Source organism: Streptomyces sp. NPDC034085 (assembly GCF_055575555.1).
The window spans coordinates 1-15,911 of the sequence record NZ_JBVISL010000013.1; the positions used below are offsets into that span (position 1 = coordinate 1).

Annotated in this window: 14 protein-coding genes and 1 pseudogene; 2 read left to right on the forward strand and 13 right to left on the reverse strand. The window is 73.8% G+C overall.

Annotation, left to right across the window (positions count from 1 at the left end; all coding sequences use genetic code 11):
* Nucleotides 1–340 (reverse strand): S-adenosylmethionine synthetase N-terminal domain-containing protein (locus ACZ501_RS31135; protein WP_468799938.1); only part of this gene is annotated, 340 nt, incomplete at its 3' end.
* A gap of 21 nt (nucleotides 341–361) precedes the next feature.
* Nucleotides 362–1,408: a methyltransferase gene (locus ACZ501_RS31140; RefSeq protein ID WP_361599401.1), complete on the reverse strand. Its 1,047-nt coding sequence runs from the start codon at nucleotides 1,406–1,408 to the stop codon at nucleotides 362–364.
* 244 nt (nucleotides 1,409–1,652) lie between these two features.
* Between ACZ501_RS31140 and ACZ501_RS31145 the strand changes: the two genes are divergently transcribed.
* Nucleotides 1,653–2,801 (forward strand): FAD-dependent monooxygenase, encoded by a 1,149-nt coding sequence (locus ACZ501_RS31145; protein ID WP_468799940.1) that lies wholly within the window; start codon nucleotides 1,653–1,655, stop codon nucleotides 2,799–2,801.
* A gap of 208 nt (nucleotides 2,802–3,009) precedes the next feature.
* Here ACZ501_RS31145 and ACZ501_RS31150 read toward each other — a convergent pair whose 3' ends face one another.
* The 10 genes and pseudogenes from ACZ501_RS31150 to ACZ501_RS31195 form a co-directional block, all read right to left on the reverse strand.
* On the reverse strand, nucleotides 3,010–4,185 hold the full coding sequence (locus tag ACZ501_RS31150) for a macrolide family glycosyltransferase (protein ID WP_468800121.1): 1,176 nt from the start codon (nucleotides 4,183–4,185) through the stop codon (nucleotides 3,010–3,012).
* Between the two features lie 129 nt (nucleotides 4,186–4,314).
* A pseudogene (locus ACZ501_RS31155) lies at nucleotides 4,315–4,782 on the reverse strand (dTDP-4-dehydrorhamnose 3,5-epimerase family protein); the annotation flags it as partial.
* Complete coding sequence (rfbD, locus tag ACZ501_RS31160) at nucleotides 4,764–5,735, reverse strand: dTDP-4-dehydrorhamnose reductase (RefSeq protein ID WP_468799942.1); 972 nt, start codon at nucleotides 5,733–5,735, stop codon at nucleotides 4,764–4,766. The gene rfbD and the pseudogene ACZ501_RS31155, both read right to left, overlap by 19 nt.
* Nucleotides 5,732–6,718, reverse strand: a complete 987-nt coding sequence (gene rfbB, locus ACZ501_RS31165; RefSeq protein WP_361599413.1) for a dTDP-glucose 4,6-dehydratase — start codon at nucleotides 6,716–6,718, stop codon at nucleotides 5,732–5,734. The genes rfbD and rfbB overlap by 4 nt, the downstream gene beginning before the upstream one ends.
* 75 nt (nucleotides 6,719–6,793) lie before the next feature.
* A complete protein-coding gene (locus ACZ501_RS31170; RefSeq protein ID WP_468799944.1) occupies nucleotides 6,794–7,531 on the reverse strand; it encodes a 4'-phosphopantetheinyl transferase family protein in 738 nt (245 codons plus the stop codon).
* A gap of 4 nt (nucleotides 7,532–7,535) precedes the next feature.
* Nucleotides 7,536–8,495 (reverse strand): LLM class F420-dependent oxidoreductase, encoded by a 960-nt coding sequence (locus ACZ501_RS31175; RefSeq protein ID WP_468799946.1) that lies wholly within the window; start codon nucleotides 8,493–8,495, stop codon nucleotides 7,536–7,538.
* Nucleotides 8,496–8,612: 117 nt separating this feature from the next.
* Nucleotides 8,613–10,157: an aromatic amino acid lyase gene (locus ACZ501_RS31180; RefSeq protein WP_468799948.1), complete on the reverse strand. Its 1,545-nt coding sequence runs from the start codon at nucleotides 10,155–10,157 to the stop codon at nucleotides 8,613–8,615.
* On the reverse strand, nucleotides 10,154–11,305 hold the full coding sequence (locus tag ACZ501_RS31185) for an AMP-binding protein (protein WP_468799950.1): 1,152 nt from the start codon (nucleotides 11,303–11,305) through the stop codon (nucleotides 10,154–10,156). The genes ACZ501_RS31180 and ACZ501_RS31185 overlap by 4 nt, the downstream gene beginning before the upstream one ends.
* Nucleotides 11,306–11,381: 76 nt before the next feature.
* Nucleotides 11,382–12,254 (reverse strand): glucose-1-phosphate thymidylyltransferase RfbA, encoded by an 873-nt coding sequence (gene rfbA / locus ACZ501_RS31190; RefSeq protein ID WP_361599428.1) that lies wholly within the window; start codon nucleotides 12,252–12,254, stop codon nucleotides 11,382–11,384.
* 43 nt (nucleotides 12,255–12,297) lie between these two features.
* Nucleotides 12,298–13,521 carry a class I SAM-dependent methyltransferase gene (locus tag ACZ501_RS31195; protein WP_361599431.1) on the reverse strand — a complete coding sequence of 408 codons (1,224 nt, stop codon included), beginning with the start codon at nucleotides 13,519–13,521 and terminating at the stop codon, nucleotides 12,298–12,300.
* Nucleotides 13,522–13,904: 383 nt separating this feature from the next.
* Between ACZ501_RS31195 and ACZ501_RS31200 the strand changes: the two genes are divergently transcribed.
* Nucleotides 13,905–14,894, forward strand: a complete 990-nt coding sequence (locus tag ACZ501_RS31200) for a TauD/TfdA family dioxygenase (protein WP_468799952.1) — start codon at nucleotides 13,905–13,907, stop codon at nucleotides 14,892–14,894.
* 59 nt (nucleotides 14,895–14,953) lie between these two features.
* On the opposite strand, the gene ACZ501_RS31205 is transcribed toward ACZ501_RS31200, so the two are convergent.
* A complete protein-coding gene (locus ACZ501_RS31205) occupies nucleotides 14,954–15,907 on the reverse strand; it encodes an ornithine carbamoyltransferase (protein WP_361599437.1) in 954 nt (317 codons plus the stop codon).
* Nucleotides 15,908–15,911 lie beyond the last annotated feature (4 nt).

Here is a 15,911-nt window from a genome sequence, read left to right on the forward strand (position 1 = left end):
CGCGCTGCTCGTAGGCCGTGTCCACGCCCTGCGCGATGTCCGGGGACTGCGCCCCGATGGACACCGACACACCGCAGGAGGCGCCGTCGAAGCCCTTCGCGGACGAGTCGTAGCCGATGTCCAGGACGGCCTGGCGCACGAGCTGCGCGATCGGCGCGTAGGCCTTGGTGGTGACCTCACCGGCGACGTGGACCTGGCCGGTGGTGATCAGCGTCTCGACCGCGACCCGGGAGGTCGGGTCCTCGCGCAGGAGCGCGTCGAGAATGGTGTCGCTGATCCGGTCGGCGATCTTGTCGGGGTGACCCTCGGTCACCGACTCGGAAGTGAAGAGACGTCCCATGACGGATTCCTCCAGGATTTTTCAGGCGGTGGGGACCGCGCGGATGACGTTCATGCCACTGGGAAGGGCGTCCACACGGGTGATCCGGAAACCAGCCTTGTCCAGCAGGACCTCGACCTGGGCCGCGGTGCGCTCCTGGCCGCCGTTTCCGCCGAACAGCGAGAGCATGTAGAGATCCATCAGGGCTGCGGTGTGCAGCCGCTCGTCCCGCTGCCCGCGGTCCGCGGCGATCAGGTCCACGACCATCAGCGTCGCGTCGTCCGACATGGCGGCGCGGCAGGTGCGCAGGATCCGGACCGCCCTCTCGTCGTCCCAGTCATGCAGGATGTGCGAGAGCAGATACAGGTCGCCGCCCTCGGGGACGCTGTCGAAGAAGTCCCCCGTGGCCACGGAGTAGCGGCCCTCCAGCGGATCCGGGGCGGTGCGCTCCGCCTGGAGGGACGTCGAGCTGGGCAGATCGAAGACGACCCCCCTGATGGAGGGGTGCGCCGCAAGGATCTTCCGCAGGAACGTGCCGTCGCTGCCGCCGACGTCGACGACCGTGGGATACACCGAGAAGTCGATCGAGCGCAGGATCTCGTCCAGCTCCAGGGCCAGCCCGCGGCCCTGGGAATCGTCGAAGGTGGCGCGAAGCTCCTCGTCCTGCTCCATGTGGGTGAACAGCGAGACGCCCCGGCTGCGCTCGAAGGGCGACTGCCCCGACTGCACGGTCTCGAGCAACCGGTCCCAGGCCTCGCCGAACTGCCCTGCGACCAGGGTCGCCGACGGCAGCGCGGAAGCCGGGTGCCCGGACGTCAGGGCCTCACCGAGCGGCGTCAGGGAGTAGACCTGGCCGACGCCTTCCTCGAACAGGCCGAACACGGCGAGACCGCGCAGCAGCCGGGCGAGCGCGACGGCGTCCGTCCCGGTCCGCTCCGCGATGGCGGAGATGTCCAAGGGCCCCTCGGCGAGCAGGTCGGGAACACCCAGCTGCGCCACGACGACCAGCGCACGAGAGGGAAGCTGGGCATAGAGCAACCGCCGTACGGCAGCTGCCGCCTCCCGCTGTTCCGCGCTCAACTCGTACACGGTCGCCTCCTGACTGGTCTCCTTGCGCCACCGGGATCGAGACGCACCCCGATGGTCACCGCCGATGAACCGGCCTGCCCGGTACAGACCAGATCCCGAACAGATTTCCCGCGGCCCGGTCCCGCAGCTCCGCGGACCGCCCCGCGGCTCCACCGCGCATCGAGAGGTACTCGGTCTTCCGTTGAGCGGCCCTGCCCACGCTCATGGCGGCTCGGCACCCCGCCGGCCGTGGAACGGAGAGGGGATGAGCCCGGTGACCGAGCAGCCGCGACGCCGGCCACTCGTCGTGGGCGCGAGCGCCGCGGGCCTGACGGTCGCCCACGAACTGGCCCGCCGCGGACTGCCCGTACGCGTGGTCGACGCCGCTGCCGGACCGGCCGCGGCCGGCCACCCGGTGGACCTCCGCCCGCGCACCCTGGAAGTGCTCGACCAGATGGGCATCGTGGACGGCGTCCTCCTCAACGGGCGTACGAGCGGGCTCGACGCGGACTACTCGGCGCTGCCCACCCGCTACCCGTACACCGTCGTCATCGACCGGGCGCTCCTCGGGGCGCTGCTGCGCGAAGCTGTGGCGGCCCTCGGGGTGGGCGTCGAATGGGGCGTGCGGCCCCCGTACGCCCCCGGCCCGTCCTGGCTGGTCACCTGCGACGGGTCCGCGGAGCCCTCGGGCCACGCCGGCCGCCGCTTCACGGCCGGAGTGGACCGGGACCCCGACACCGGTATCCGGCAGGCATACAACCTCGCCTGGAAGCTCGCGATGGTCGAGCAGGGCCACGCAGGTCCGCGGCTGCTGCACAGCTACGAGGAGGAGCTCTCCGCCGACCCGGGTCCCCGGCCGGGGCTCCTGGCCCTCGCCGACCGCGTCCCCGCCCTGCGGCGCACGGCACTGGGCCGCCGCTCGGGGCTGGGGCTCGCCTACCGCGACAGCTCCCTGACCACCAGGAGCGCCGTCGAGTTCATCTCGGGCTACCACGTCGGGGTGGCAGGACCCGAACCGACCCCGGCCCCCGGGCCGGGGTCGCGCGTCACCGAGGCCGGGCCGGCCTGCGACGTCCTGCGCGCGGAACTCAGGGATCCGAGATGGTCCCTGCTGCTCGCGGCGGGCGGAGCAGGGCCGCAGGGTACGCCGGAAACCGTGGCTGCCGCGGCCGGCGCCCAGTACGGCGCCTGGCTGTCGGTGCGGATCCTGGGCGATGCCGCCTCCCTCCCCGACCCGGGCCGGCGGCTGCGCACGGCGCTGGGCACCCCGCCCGGCGGCTGGCTCCTGATCAGGCCCGACGGCTACCTCGCGGCCCGCGGCACCCTCCTGACCGCCGAGGCCCTCGACCGTGCGCTGCTGCCGCTCTCCCTCCCCCTCCCCCTCCTCGGAACCGGAGCACACCCATGTGGCTGATGTGGTTCTTCCGCCGTCCCCCGTCGACCTGGGCCGACGGCGGCCGCCCCCACTACCAGGACCGGCCGCACCATCGAGACCGCGGCCGCCGCCGGAGCCCGCGCCGGGCCTCTCCGCTCAGGAAGACGGCCTTCACCGCGGAAGCGTCCGACACCGCCGCGGCTGCCGGCACACGATCCGGTGCGGGTTGATCAGAGCGACCCCGGCGTCACGGTCGGGTAGCGGTACGGGCGGGGGAGCCGGAGGGCGGCGGCGGGGAGGCGAGGGCGTCCTCGATCAGGTCGGCCGCGCGGGAGGCACCGCCCTCCGCGGCCAGCCGGCGCCGGATCCCGGCGAAGCGCTCCGGGAGCCCGGGGTCGGCGAGGAGGGCGAGGACCGCCGCGCGCAGGGCGTCCGGCGTGAGGTCGTCCGCCGCCAGCCGCCGGGCGACGCCCAGCCCTTCCAGCATCTCGGCGTTCCCGAACTGGTCGACGGCCCGCGGAACGGTCACCATCGGCACCCCGTGGAGGAGCCCCTCGTGCGCGCTGCCCGCGCCCGCGTGCGTGACGAAGACGTCGGCCTCGGCGAGCACCGCCGCCTGGGGGACCCAGGTGCGCACCTCGACGTGGGGCGGGACGTCCCCGAGCTCCGCCGGGTCGGTGCCGGAGCCGATCTGCAGGACGACGTGCCATCCCGGCAGGTCGGCGAAGGCCGCGACGCACGCCCGGTAGAAGTCGCCGGCCCGGGTGAACAGGGTGCCCAGGGAGATCAGGGCGACCCGCTCGGCGTGCGCCGGGCGCGTCCAGCCGTCGTCCGGGTGCCCGCCGGCGCCCCGGCAGGGGCCCGTGAAGGAGTAGACGGAGCCGTCGACCCGGTCGGCGTGCGGCTGGAGGAGCTTCGAGACCAGGGCGATGCAGCGTTCGGGGCGGCGGGCGACGCGCCCCGGGCCGATGGACACGCCGTCGTTGGCGAGCCAGGTGTGGGCCGCGCCCACCCGCCCCGCCGCCAGGTCCTCCTCGTAGCCCTCCCAGGCGACGGCGTGCGGGGAGAGCTGGACGGCCGGGATCCCCCAGCGGCCGGCCAGGACGGGGGCCGCGTAGGCCATCGGGTCGTACAGGACCAGATCGGGGCGGTCGTCCTGGTACAGCCGCAGCAGCTGGGGCAGGGCCCGGCCGGCATCGGCCATGAACAGCCGCAGGTGGTCGACGAGTTCGCCTTCCCACGCGTGCGGCGCGCCGGCGGCGGGCAGCGTGGTGGTGAAGGTGCGCGGCTCGGCCCCGGTGGCGGCGACGACGTCGGCGAACGACTCCGGGACGGCGTACGTCACGCGGTGGCCGCGGGCGACGAGTTCGCGGATCACCTCCAGGCTGGGATTGACGTGCCCGTGGGCGGCCACGCTGAACATGGCCACGTGCGCGGGCCGCCGTGCCGGGCGGGGCCGTGCGCCGTAGGCGGGCAGCAGGCCGCGCCGGCCCGCCTCGGCCAGCGAGGGGGCCCGCGCGTCCTTCGGCGACAGGACGGGCACCAGGTCCGCGGGCCAGTCGATGGCGAGGTCCGGGTCCAGCGGGTGGATGCCGTGCTCGCGGTGGGGCGCGTAGCCCTCGGAGCACAGGTAGACCACGGTGGCGTCGTCCGTGAGGGAGAGGAAGGCGTGCCCGAGCCCCGCGGAGAGGTAGACCGCCCGGCGGCCGGTGTCGTCGAGCCGGGCCATCTCCCACTGCCCGAACGTCGGGGACCCCGTGCGCACGTCCACGATCACGTCCAGGACCGCGCCGCGCACACAGGTGATGTACTTCGCCTGCCCCGGGGGGACCTCCGCGAAGTGGATGCCGCGCAGGGCGCCGCGCCGGGACACGGAGACGTTGGCCTGGGCGAGCGGGAGGTCCAGCCCGGTGGCCGCACGGAAGGCGTCGCCCTTGAACCACTCGTGGAAGCTGCCGCGCTCGTCGGCGAACACCTCGGGCTCGTGGATCCAGGCACCTTCTATGCGCAGGGGTCGCATGTGATCTCGGCTTTCTCGTGCGTGTCGCGTTCCTCCGGCGCGCCCGCCGTCACGGGGCGGAGCGCCGGACCGTGGCCCATCGCCGGCAGCGCCTCGGCCAGCGCCGCCCGCCAGTGCCGGATCGGCGCCATGCCCGCGGTGTGCCAGCGCTGGTGGCCGAGCACGCTGTAGGCCGGCCGGGGCGCCGGGCGTACGTAGCGGTCGCCGGTGGTGGGACGGACCCGCTCCGGGTCGGCGCCGAGCAGCCGGAAGATCTCCCGGCAGAAGGCGAACCACGTCGTCCGGCCGCCGCTGCTGCCGTGGTAGACGCCCGCCGGGGCGGTGCCGGCCAGCGCCCGCCGGCCCAGCCCCACCAGCTGCCGGGCCAGATCGGCCGTCCAGGTCGGCTGGCCCCACTGGTCCTCGACCACGTCCAGGGTCGGCCGCTCGCGCTCCAGCCCGATCACCGTGCGGACGAAGCTGTCGCCGCCGGCGCCGTACAGCCAGGCGGTCCGCACCACGTAGCCGATGTCCGGCAGCAGCTCCAGGACCGCCCGCTCGCCGGCCAGCTTGCTGCGTCCGTACGCGCTGCGCGGGGCGGCCGCCGCGTGCTCCGGGTACGGCTCGCGGCGCAGGCCGTCGAAGACGTAATCGGTGGAGAGCTGCAACAGCGGGCTGCCCGCGGCGCGGCAGGCCCCCGCCAGCAGGCGCGGTCCGGTGCCGTTGACCGCGAGCGCCTGAGCCTCGTGGTCCTCGGCGGCGTCCACCGCGGTCCACGCGGCGCAGTTGACGACCAGGGCGGGGCGGTGCGCGGCGAACGCCGCGCGCACCGCGACCGGGTCGGTGACGTCCAGTTCGGCGCGGCCGGCGGCCACGGCGTCGATCCCCGCGTCCGCCAGCCGGCCGAGCAGGTCCCGGGCGAGCATGCCCCCGGCGCCGGTCACCAGCCAGGGCCGCGCCCCGCGTGCCGTCACAGGGCCGCCCGGGCCTTGAGCGGCTCCCACCAGGCGCGGTTGTCGCGGTACCAGCGCACGGTGTCGGCGAGTCCCTCGGCGAACGGCACGCGGGGGGCGTAGCCGAGCTCCTCGCGGATCTTGGTGCAGTCGACGGAGTAGCGGCGGTCGTGGCCCTTGCGATCCGCGACGTGTTCCACGGCCTCCTCCCACTTCCGGCCGGTGGCCTCCAGGAGCAGCTCGGTGAGCTCGCGGTTGGACAGCTCGGTGCCGCCCCCGATGTTGTAGACCTCCCCGGCGCGCCCCCCGGTCCGTACGAGCTCGATGCCCTGGACGTGGTCGTCGATGTGCAGCCAGTCCCGGACGTTGCCGCCGTCCCCGTACAGCGGGACCGTGTCGCCGTCCAGGAGCCGGGTGATGAACAGGGGGATGACCTTCTCGGGGAAGTGGTGGTGCCCGTAGTTGTTCGAGCAGCGGGTGAGGCGCACGTCCAGGCCGTGGGTGTGGTGGTACGACAGCGCCACCAGGTCCCCGCCCGCCTTGCTCGCCGAGTACGGGGAGCTGGGGCGCAGGGGGTGGGACTCGGGCCAGGAGCCCTCGTCGATCGAGCCGTACACCTCGTCGGTGGAGACCTGGACGAAGGTGTCCACGCCCGCCTGGTGGGCGGCGGACAGGAGGGTGTGGGTGCCCAGGACGTTCGTGCGGAAGAACTCGTCACCGCCTTCGATGGAACGGTCGACGTGGGACTCCGCGGCGAAGTGCACCACCTGGTCGTGCTCCGCCATGAGGTCCCGTACGACCTTCCGGTCGCAGATGTCGCCGTGCACGAACGAGAAGCCCGGATGCGCGCGCACCGGATCGAGGTTGGCGGGGCAGCCGGCGTAGGTGAGCTTGTCGAGCACGGTCACGGACACGTCGCCGGGACCCTGCGGGCCGAGCAGCGTACGGACGTAGTGGGAGCCGATGAATCCGGCTCCCCCGGTGACGAGCATCCGGGTCGTCATGGGGCATGCGCACCTTGTCGTGAGCACCGGCACGGACCGGTGGGGAAGGAAGGGTGGGAAGGGTCGGCGGAGGGCTCAGGCGCGGGGGCGGCCCCCGCGCGCTGCACCGGCGGTACGGGCCGGGGGACCGGCCGGCACCACGATCGCGGTGAGGAGCAGCTGCCCGGAGGCGATCCAGCGGCCCTCGAGGACGGGCGGCACGCGGCCCGCGGCGCCGTCCGGCGGGGCCTTGAGCAGGCGTACGCGGAACGTGCCCGCCGTCGTGCCGGCAGCCGGGGCGGCGGTCGCCGGCGCGATGCTCACCGAAGCCTCGTGGAAGCCCAGCCAGGCCCGCGTCAGCGGGGACCACACCTTGTACACGGCTTCCTTGGCGCAGAACAGCAGGCGGTCCCAGCACACCCCGGCGTCCAGGGCCCGCAGGCCGCGCTGCTCCGCGCGCTCCTCGGGGAGCGCGATGCGGTCCAGCATGCCGTCCGGCAGTGCCCGGTGCGGCTCGGCGTCGATGCCGATGGCACGCGCGTCGCCGGCCCGGGCCAGCGCCGCGGCGCGGTACCCCCGGCAGTGCGTGAGGCTGCCGACGACCCCGTCCGGCCACCGGGGCGCGCCCCTCGGACCGGTGAGCAGCGGAGCGGGCGGGACGCCGATCCGCAGGCCCGCGCGCCGGGCGCAGTGCCGCACGGTGGCGAACTCGCGGCGCCGGGCGGCGCCCAGGCCGGCCGCCAGCGCCCGCTCCTCGGGGAACAGCACGGGCGCCGGCTCGTCCTCGTGGCATTCGGCCGTCTCGACACCGGCCGGAACGATCAGTGGGAGCACGCCGTCAGTCCCGCCCGGGAGCGAGCGCCTCGACCTGCGCGACGGGATCGCCGCCCTGGGAGGGCAGCAGCGCGATCACGGGAGTGTCGAGCCCGTGCTCCGCGTACGCGCGGATCCGCGCCCGGCACTCCTCGGGGCTGCCGTGCACGATCAGTTCGTCCACCGCCTCGTCCGGTACGGCCATCACCGCACGCCACCGCTCGCCGGCGTCCCAGGCCCGGTGCATCGCGGCGAGCGGCTCCGTCCGCCCGAGCCAGTCCTGGAACGCCCGGTAGGCGGGGACCGTGAGGTAGCTGCTGATCATCATGCGGCCCAGGCGCCGGGCCTCGCGGGCGTCCTCGGTGACGCAGACGAAGACCGGGGCGACGAGCTCGGTCTGCGGCCCGACCTCGGCCCTGACCTTCGGCACGTCGTGCGGTGCCAGCCAGTTGGTGATCGCCCCGTCCGCCTCGGCCGCGGCGAGCCGCAGCATGCCGGGGCGCAGCGCGGCCAGCAGCACCGGCGGGGGAGTGGCCGGCGGCCGTTCCAGCCGGAACCCGCGGACCGAGAAGGTGGGGTACTGCGCGTTGACGGGCCTGCCGGTGAAGGCGGAGCGCAGGAACCGCAGGGTGTCGCGGGTGCGGGCGTAGGGCTGGGTGTGTTCCAGTCCGTTCCAGTCCCGCACCACGCCGGGCGAGGACGCCCCGATGCCGAGGGCGAACCGGCCGGGCGCGCAGTCGGCGAGGGAGGAGGCGGTCATGGCCAGCAGGGCGGGCCCGCGGGTGAACACCGGGGCGACGGCGGTGCCCAGCCGCAGCCGTGAGGACCACTGCGAGGCCAGCGCCAGGGGGGTGAAGGCGTCGGTGCCCGCGGTCTCGGCCGTCCACACGTCGGTGTAGCCCAGGTCGGGGAGCCGCTCGACGAGCTCCCGGTGCGCCGGCAGGGGTACGCCGGTCAGTGGGAGGGTGATCCCCCAGCGGGTCATCGGGTGGTCTCCAGTCTCGTGTGCGGTGGGTGCGGCGGTACGCGGGCGGGCGGTCGGCGGGGGGGTGCTCCGCCGGCCCCGCGGGGGTACGGGGCCGGCGGGGTTCTGCGTCCGTCCTCAGGCGCCGTCGCCGGGGAGGCCTTCCGCGTCGGCGCCGAGGAGGCCCTCCGCGTGGTCGCGCAGGAGGACGGCGGCCGCGCGCACCTCGCCGGCCATGGGGCGGTCGGCCTCCAGGGCCGGGGAGATTCCGGCGAGTTCGGCCCACACTCCCGCGGTCTGCGCCTCCCGCTCGGTCATCACCGCCAGCTGGGCCGCGCCCAGGGCGAGCGAGCCGACGGCGAGCCAGCCCAGCTCCAGCGCCTCGCCCACGCCGTTCGCGCTGTTCAGCGCCATGGGCACGTGGTCCTGGTTCCAGCCGTTGGTGGGCAGCGTGGTCAGCGACGCTGGGGTGACCAGCTGCCGGATCCGCGAGATGAAGGAGGTGGCGCTGATCTGCACCCCGGCCAGTCCGGCGCCGCGGCCCGCGCGGGGCGTGAGCATGATGGGCAGGTCGCCGTTGGTGGTGGGGCTGACCAGCAGGGCCAGCTGGCGCTCCGCCAGATAGGCGGCCATGTGCATGGCCAGCCCGGTCTGCTCGGAGGCGAAGCCCACCGGCATGGCGTGGAAGTTGCCGGCGTGCAGCACCCGGCCCTCGAAGGTGATCGGGTTGTCGGTGACGCCGTTGGCCTCGCGGAGCAGGAACGTGCCGGCCGCCTCCAGCTGGTCCAGCGCCGCGCCGAGCACCTGCGGCGCGCAGCGCAGGCTGTACGGCTCCTGGAGCGGCCGGCGCTCGTCGCGCAGGTGGTCCCCGGGCAGGTCGGCGCGGATCCACCTGGCCGCGCGCAGCTGCCCCACCTGGCCGCGCGCCAGGCCGACGCCCTCGTCGTAGTGCTCGGCGTTGCCCCCGAGCAGGACCGTCAGCCGGGCGGTCAGGGACGCCACGGCCCGCACGAGCCGCAGGGCCGAACGCTGGTTGAGGATGGAGACGGCCAGCCCGACCCCGGTCCCGTTGACGAAGGCGAGGGCCTCGCGGACGGGCCACTCCAGCGGCTGCGCGCCCAGCTCCGCGAGGGCCTCGGCGGCCGGGCGCACGGACCAGGCGCCCCGCGCGTCGCGCACCCAGGCCTCGCCGTGTCCGGAACAGGCCAGCGCCACGTGCGCCAGCGGCTGGAGGTCACCGCTCGCGCTCACCGTGCCGTCCCGGGGGATCACCGGGGTGAAGCCCGCGTTCCACAGGTCGGCCAGCCGCTCCCAGAAATCGGGCGAGACGGCGGAGAAGCCCTTGCGCATGCTGTTCAGCCGCAGCCAGAAGACCAGCCGCGAGGCGTCGGGGTCGACGGGCCGGCCCTGCGCCGTGCCCAGGTGGGAGATGAGCGAGTTCCCCTGCTCCATCTCCGACTTGGCCGAGTGCGTCACCAGCGGACCGAAGCCCTGCGTCAGCCCGTAGACGGGCTTGCCCTCGGCGAGGTACCGGTCGACCACGGCGCCGCTCTCCCGCATCCGGGCCACGTCCGCGTCGGTCAGCGGGCCGAGCTTCGCGGTCCAGGAGGCGGCCTCGACGATGGCGTCCAGGGAGGGCATGTCGAGGACGTCGCGGTCGGCCGGGACGGGGGTCTGAGTCACGTTGGTATCCCTGTCGGTGAGTGTGAGGTCGTGAGGTGCTGCAACTTGCCCATCGCGGACCGGCCGAGGGCGGGCACCACATGTGTCGTGCGCGGGCGGGCACCCAGGACGGCGCGCACCGCGGCAAGGTCGGTGCCGGCGGACGCGGTGCCCGGCCGGGGCACCACGTACAGGTCGACGTGCTCGCCGATCATGGTGTCGTCGACCGGTACGAGCGCCAGGTCGGCGCAGTCGAGGCGGGCGCGCAGGGTGTGCTCCGCCTCGTCGAGGTTGATCCGCTGCCCGTTGATCTTGACCAGCCGGCCGGTGCGGCCCAGGAGCCGGAAGGTCCGTCCGTCCACCGGTTCCACGAGGTCGCCCGTCGGCCACTCGTGCGGCGCGGGCTCGCCCGGCCGGTGGGCGAGGCGCGGACTGCGGATGACCAGGGGGACCGCGGTGTCCGCCGCGCCGTCGCCGGTGCGGCCGTCCGGAGCGGGACCGCTCCCGCCTCCGGCGAAGGCGACGTCGGGGAAGAGGGTCCATGCGGGCGGCTCGCCCTCGCTCCAGCGGCGCACGGCCACCCCGCCGGTCTCCGTCGACCCCAGCAGCTCCACGATCGCCGCACGCCCGGGCCCGGCCTCCCGGAGGAACACCGCGGCGTCGGCCGGGAGCATCGCGCTGCTGTACAGGACGGTGACGTGCTCCAGGGACCGGACGCGGTCCATGTGCCGCAGCAGCAGGGAGAAGATCCAGGGCGTGGCCACGACCACGATCCGCCGCGCGCCGGTGTCCGGCAGCCCCCCGATGTAGCCGGGCCGGTACCAGACCGGCACGCCCAGCCGGGCGGGCAGCAGCACCGTGGCCAGCGCGCCGTACACGTGGACCGGCGGGGCGAAGGAGACCACCGCCTGCGGAGCGTCCCGCCGGACGAACTCCGCGAGCATGCCGGCCTCGCGCCAGGAGTCCCCGCGGCCGCGCAGCCAGCGGCGGCTGGGGCCGGTGCTGCCGGAGGTGTGGAACTCCAGCGCGGCCGGGAGCGTACGGAGGACCGTACGGGCGGCGTCCGGCACCTCGTCCCAGCGCACGCACCAGGCGCGGTCGGCGACCTCCGGCGGCGCGCCCGCCCCGAGGGCCAGCGCGCGCGCCGGCGTCAGCTTCTGATACTCCACCCGAACTCCCCTGTACTGAGGTCCCGCCCGCGCCCCGCCGCACGGGCGGGACGCGGAGACGGGAACCGGGCCGCGGTCAGGCGGCCACCTCGGCTATCTGCATCAGGTACCGGCCGTACTGCGAGCTCTTCATCCGCACGCCGAGGCGGTGGCAGTCCTCCGCGTCGATGTAGCCCATGCGCAGCGCGATCTCCTCGATGCACGCCACCCGGACGCCCTGGCGCGCCTCGATGACCTGGACGTACTGACTGGCCGCCAGCAGCGAGTCGTGCGTCCCCGCGTCCAGCCACGTGAAGCCCCGTCCCAGCCGGATGAGCCGGGCTCGGCCCTCCTTCAGGAACGCCCGGTTGACGTCGGTGATCTCCAGCTCGCCGCGGTCCGAGGGGGTGAGCCCGCGGGCGATCTCCACCGCTTCGGGGGAGTAGAAGTACAGGCCGGTGACCGCGTTGTCGGAGGGCGGTTTGAGCGGTTTCTCCTCCAGTGACACCAACATCCCCTCGGAGTCGGTCTCGGCGATCCCGTACCGCTCGGGGTCGGAGACCGGATAGCCGAAGAGGGTGCATCCGTCCAGGCTTTCCTGCGCTTCCCGCAGAAGCCGCGGGAATCCGGCGCCGTGGAAGATGTTGTCCCCGAGGATCAGCGCGAAGGGCTCGTCCCCGACGTGGTCCGCGCCGATGATGAGCGCTTCCGCGATACCGCGCGGTTCCTGCTGCTCCGCATAGGTGATGGTGAGGCCCAGGTGCGCGCCGTCCCCCAGCAGCGATTGCAGCGCGGGAATGCTGGTCGGCTGCGAGATCACCAGGATCTCCCTGATGCCGGCCAGCATCAGCACCGAAAGGGGGTGGTAGATCATGGGCTTGTCGTAGACCGAGAGAAGCTGTTTCGAAGTCGCGAGCGTCGAGGGGTACATACGCGTCCCGCTGCCGCCCGCGAGAAGAATTCCCTTCATGTCTCTTCCCTTTCGTCAGGGTGGGGGCGATCGGAATTCCGGCTCACACGATGTGCACGTCGGGCACGTAGAGGATCCATTTGCCCCCGGCGTCACGGAACTCCTGCTCCTTCGCCATGATCTCCTCGGCGTGGTTCCACGCGAAGAGCAGCGCGTAGTCCGGGTAGGACTCGGAGAACGCCGTCGGCGGCTTCACCGGAATGTGCGTTCCCGGGCTGAGACGGCCCTGCTTGGCGGGGGTGGTGTCGCAGATGAACGGGACCAGGTCGGGGCCGATGCCGCAGAGGTTGGTCACCGTGGCGCTCTTGGCCGTCGCGCCGTAGCCGGCCACCGTCCTGCCCTCGTCGCGCAGCCGCTCCAGCAGCGCCTTGAGGTCGTCGCGGATCTTCAGGACCCGCTCGCCGAACGCGCGCAGCGTGGCCGGGTCGGCCAGCCCGCGCTCCTCCTCCTCGGCGATGAGCGCGGCCACGGCCTCGGACGGCCGGCGCTGTCCGGCGGGCGCCAGGAAGTAGCGCACCTCGCCGCCGTGCACCGACAGCCGCTCGACGTCCACCAGCTCCAGGTCGCTGCGCCGGGCCATCTCCCGCACCGACCGCGCCGTGAAGAAGTAGAAGTGCTCGTCGTAGATCTGGTCGAAGGAGGTCCGCTCGACGATGTCCCCGAGGTAGGGGTCCTCGAAGACGAACACCCCGGTCGGCTTCAGCAGGGCGCGCACGCCCGGCAGGATCGAGTACGGGATGTGGCACAGGGTGTTCGCGGCGTAGATGACGTCCGCCTGGCCGTCCTCGGCGAGGATCTCCCGCGCCGTGGCCTCCTCGAAGAAGGACTTGCGGACCCGGACGCCCTTCTCCGCTGCGACGTCCGCGACACCGCCGGAGGGCTCCACGCCCAGGTGCCGGACGCCGTGGTCGGCGATCACCTTGAGCATCACGCCGTCGTTGCAGCCCAGCTCGACGATGAACGGGTCGTCCGCCGTGAGCTCGGTGGACAGCAGGCGCTTGGCGAGGTCCTCGAAGTGGGTCCGCATGTACGCGGAGCCCGACGAGTAGTACGGGTAGGCCTCGTGGAACATCCGGTCCCGCGGGACCTCCTCCGTCAGCTGCACCATGGTGCAGGACTCGCAGACGCCGACGTCCAGCCGGAAGAAGAACTCCTGGCCGAGATCCGCGTCCACGGGGAGGAAGGCGTCCGACAGGGGCTGGCGCCCGAAGTCGAAGAAACTCTGTACCGGAGCGGCACAGATACGGCAGTGGAACTTGCTCGACATACATGCTCCTGGAAGTCCGACCGGCGGCCGGCCACACGAATGCAGAAGCTTCGGAGCGTTCTCTGTGCGCCGTCCGAAGCGGGTCCCGGTGAGTCTGCCTCAGAAATCGTGCGCGGTGGAAGCGCGCACATGGCCCGGTGTCTCGCTGGCGGGACAAAAAAACCGCCGCGCACGGCATTCCCCGACGGCCCCGCCCGGCCCGTTCACGAAATCGCGAAACGGCCTGTCATACCGGCGTCCCCGCTGCCTATCCTCGCTGCGTCCCCGTCCGCGCGTACGGTCCGCAAGAGGAGATCCGCAGAAATCGCGGGATCGGGGCCGAATCCCGAGGGAGTCCGCGCCGGCGGTCCTCGCGCGCGGCTTCAGTGAGAAGGCAAGCGACAATGACAACAGAGACACGTTATCTTCCCGCCCCGGCCGAATCGGCGCTGGTGATCACCGATGCCGAGCGCGAGGAAATCGCGGACGTGGCCGCGGAACTCGCCCGCGCCGCGTCCGGCGCCCTGGACGCCCCGCAATGGCTCGCGGCGGCCCGCGCCGCCTCCGCCCGGCTGCCGTCGCGGCTCCAGGCCGCCGTACGGGAGTTCCGGCACGACGCCGGACCCGACGGGGTGCTGCTGGTCCGCAACCTCCCGGTCCCCGAACAGCTGCCCGCCACCCCCACCCGGCCCGGCTCCGTACGGCGCTCCGCGACCACCGCGACGGGCGCCATCGCCATGATCATGCTCCAGCTCGGGGAGGTCATCGCCTACCGGAACGAGAAGTCCGGCGCCCTCGTCCAGGACGTGGTGCCGGTGCCCGGCCGGGAACGGCAGCAGAGCAACGCCGGCTCGGTCCTCCTGGAGATGCACACCGAGAACGCCTTCCACCGCAACCGCCCCGACTACGTCGGCCTGCTGTGCGTGCGCACCGACCCGACGGGCGATGCCCGGCTGCGCACCGCCTCCGTCCGCCGGGCCCTGCCGCTGCTGTCGCGGCAGGCCCGCGAGGTGCTGTCCCAGGAGCGCTTCGTCACCGAGGCGCCGCCCTCCTTCGGCGGTTCCCGGGACCTGCCGCCGTCGCCCCGCCCGATCCTGCGCGGCGCGCCCGAGGACCACGACGTGGTCGTCGACTTCAACAGCACCCACCCCCTCGACGGCGACGCGAAGCAGGCCATGGAGGAGCTGCGCACCGCCTTCGAGGGCACCGCGCAGGCCTTCGCCCTGACCGCGGGGGACCTGGCCGTCGTCGACAACCGCCTGAGCGTGCACGGGCGTACGGCCTTCACACCCCGCTACGACGGCACGGACCGCTGGCTGCACCGCGTCTACGCCGTCGTGGACCACCGCCGCTCCCGCGCCGACCGCCGCGGCGGCGGGAGCGTGCTGGACTGAACCGGGGACGGCAAGGCCCCCGGGCCTTGCCGTCCCCGGGACGGCCGCACGGCGTACGGTCAGGCGCCGTCCGCCGCCGGCTCCGCCCCCCGGCACCACTCCAGGACCGCCATCGCACTGTGCATCTTGTTCTCGGCCTGGTCGAAGGCGATGCTCATCGGCCCGTCCAGCACCTCCGCCGTCACCTCGTCCCCCCGGTGGGCGGGCAGGTCGTGCATGAACACCGCCTTCGGGCTGGTCTCCCACAGCTCCTCGCGGACCTGGAACGGGGCGAACACCTCGCGCCAGCGCGGGTCCGCCTTCGTCGTGCCCGTCGTCTGCCAGCGCGCGGTGTACACGACGTCGAAGTCCGCGGGCAGCGCCTCCATGGTGTGCCGCTCGCGGAACAGCGCCCCCGCCGCCGCGGCCTGCCGGGCGGCCTTCCGCGCGATCGGGGCGGTGAGCCCGTACCCCGGCGGCGTACGCAGCTCGAACTCCACCCCCGGGTAGCGGGTCAGCGCCAGCGCCAGCGCCGCCGCCGTGTTGTTGCCCTCGCCGAGGTAGAGCACGCGCAGGCCCTCGACGCGGCCGAAGTGCCGCGTCATCGTCGTCAGGTCGGTCAGCGCCTGGGTGGGGTGTTCCTCGGCGCTCATCGCGTTGACGACGGCCATGCGGCTCTGGGCGGCCCAGGCCCGCATCTCCGCCGGGTCCCCGGCCGTCCGGGCCACCAGGACGTCCAGCATCCGGGAGAACACCCGGCCGGTGTCCTCGCTCGTCTCCCCGGTGTTCGTCTGCAGGTCGCCCGGACCGTAGGTGACGAGGGAAGAGCCGAGCCGCAGCGCCCCCGCGGAGAAGGCGGTGCGGGTACGGGTCGACGTCTTGGCGAAGTAGATCCCCGTGACGGCGCCGTCGAGCGGCCGGCCGGAACCGCCCCCGCCGGCGGAGAACCGGGCACCGCGCTCGACCAGATGGCGCAGGTCCGCGTCGGTGAGGTCGTCGAGGGAGATCAGGTGGCGGACGCTTCGCCGGTCCATGGAC

Bases quoted from the DNA above. Each gene is read 5' to 3' on its own strand.
- ACZ501_RS31145 (WP_468799940.1), top strand. From the start codon at position 1,653: ATGAGCCCGGTGACCGAGCAGCCGCGACGCCGGCCACTCGTCGTGGGC.
- ACZ501_RS31150 (WP_468800121.1), bottom strand. From the start codon at position 4,185: ATGTTCAGCGTGGCCGCCCACGGGCACGTCAATCCCAGCCTGGAGGTG.
- rfbB (WP_361599413.1), bottom strand. From the start codon at position 6,718: ATGACGACCCGGATGCTCGTCACCGGGGGAGCCGGATTCATCGGCTCC.
- ACZ501_RS31175 (WP_468799946.1), bottom strand. From the start codon at position 8,495: ATGACCCGCTGGGGGATCACCCTCCCACTGACCGGCGTACCCCTGCCG.
- rfbA (WP_361599428.1), bottom strand. From the start codon at position 12,254: ATGAAGGGAATTCTTCTCGCGGGCGGCAGCGGGACGCGTATGTACCCC.
- ACZ501_RS31195 (WP_361599431.1), bottom strand. From the start codon at position 13,521: ATGTCGAGCAAGTTCCACTGCCGTATCTGTGCCGCTCCGGTACAGAGT.
- ACZ501_RS31200 (WP_468799952.1), top strand. From the start codon at position 13,905: ATGACAACAGAGACACGTTATCTTCCCGCCCCGGCCGAATCGGCGCTG.
- ACZ501_RS31205 (WP_361599437.1), bottom strand. From the start codon at position 15,907: ATGGACCGGCGAAGCGTCCGCCACCTGATCTCCCTCGACGACCTCACC.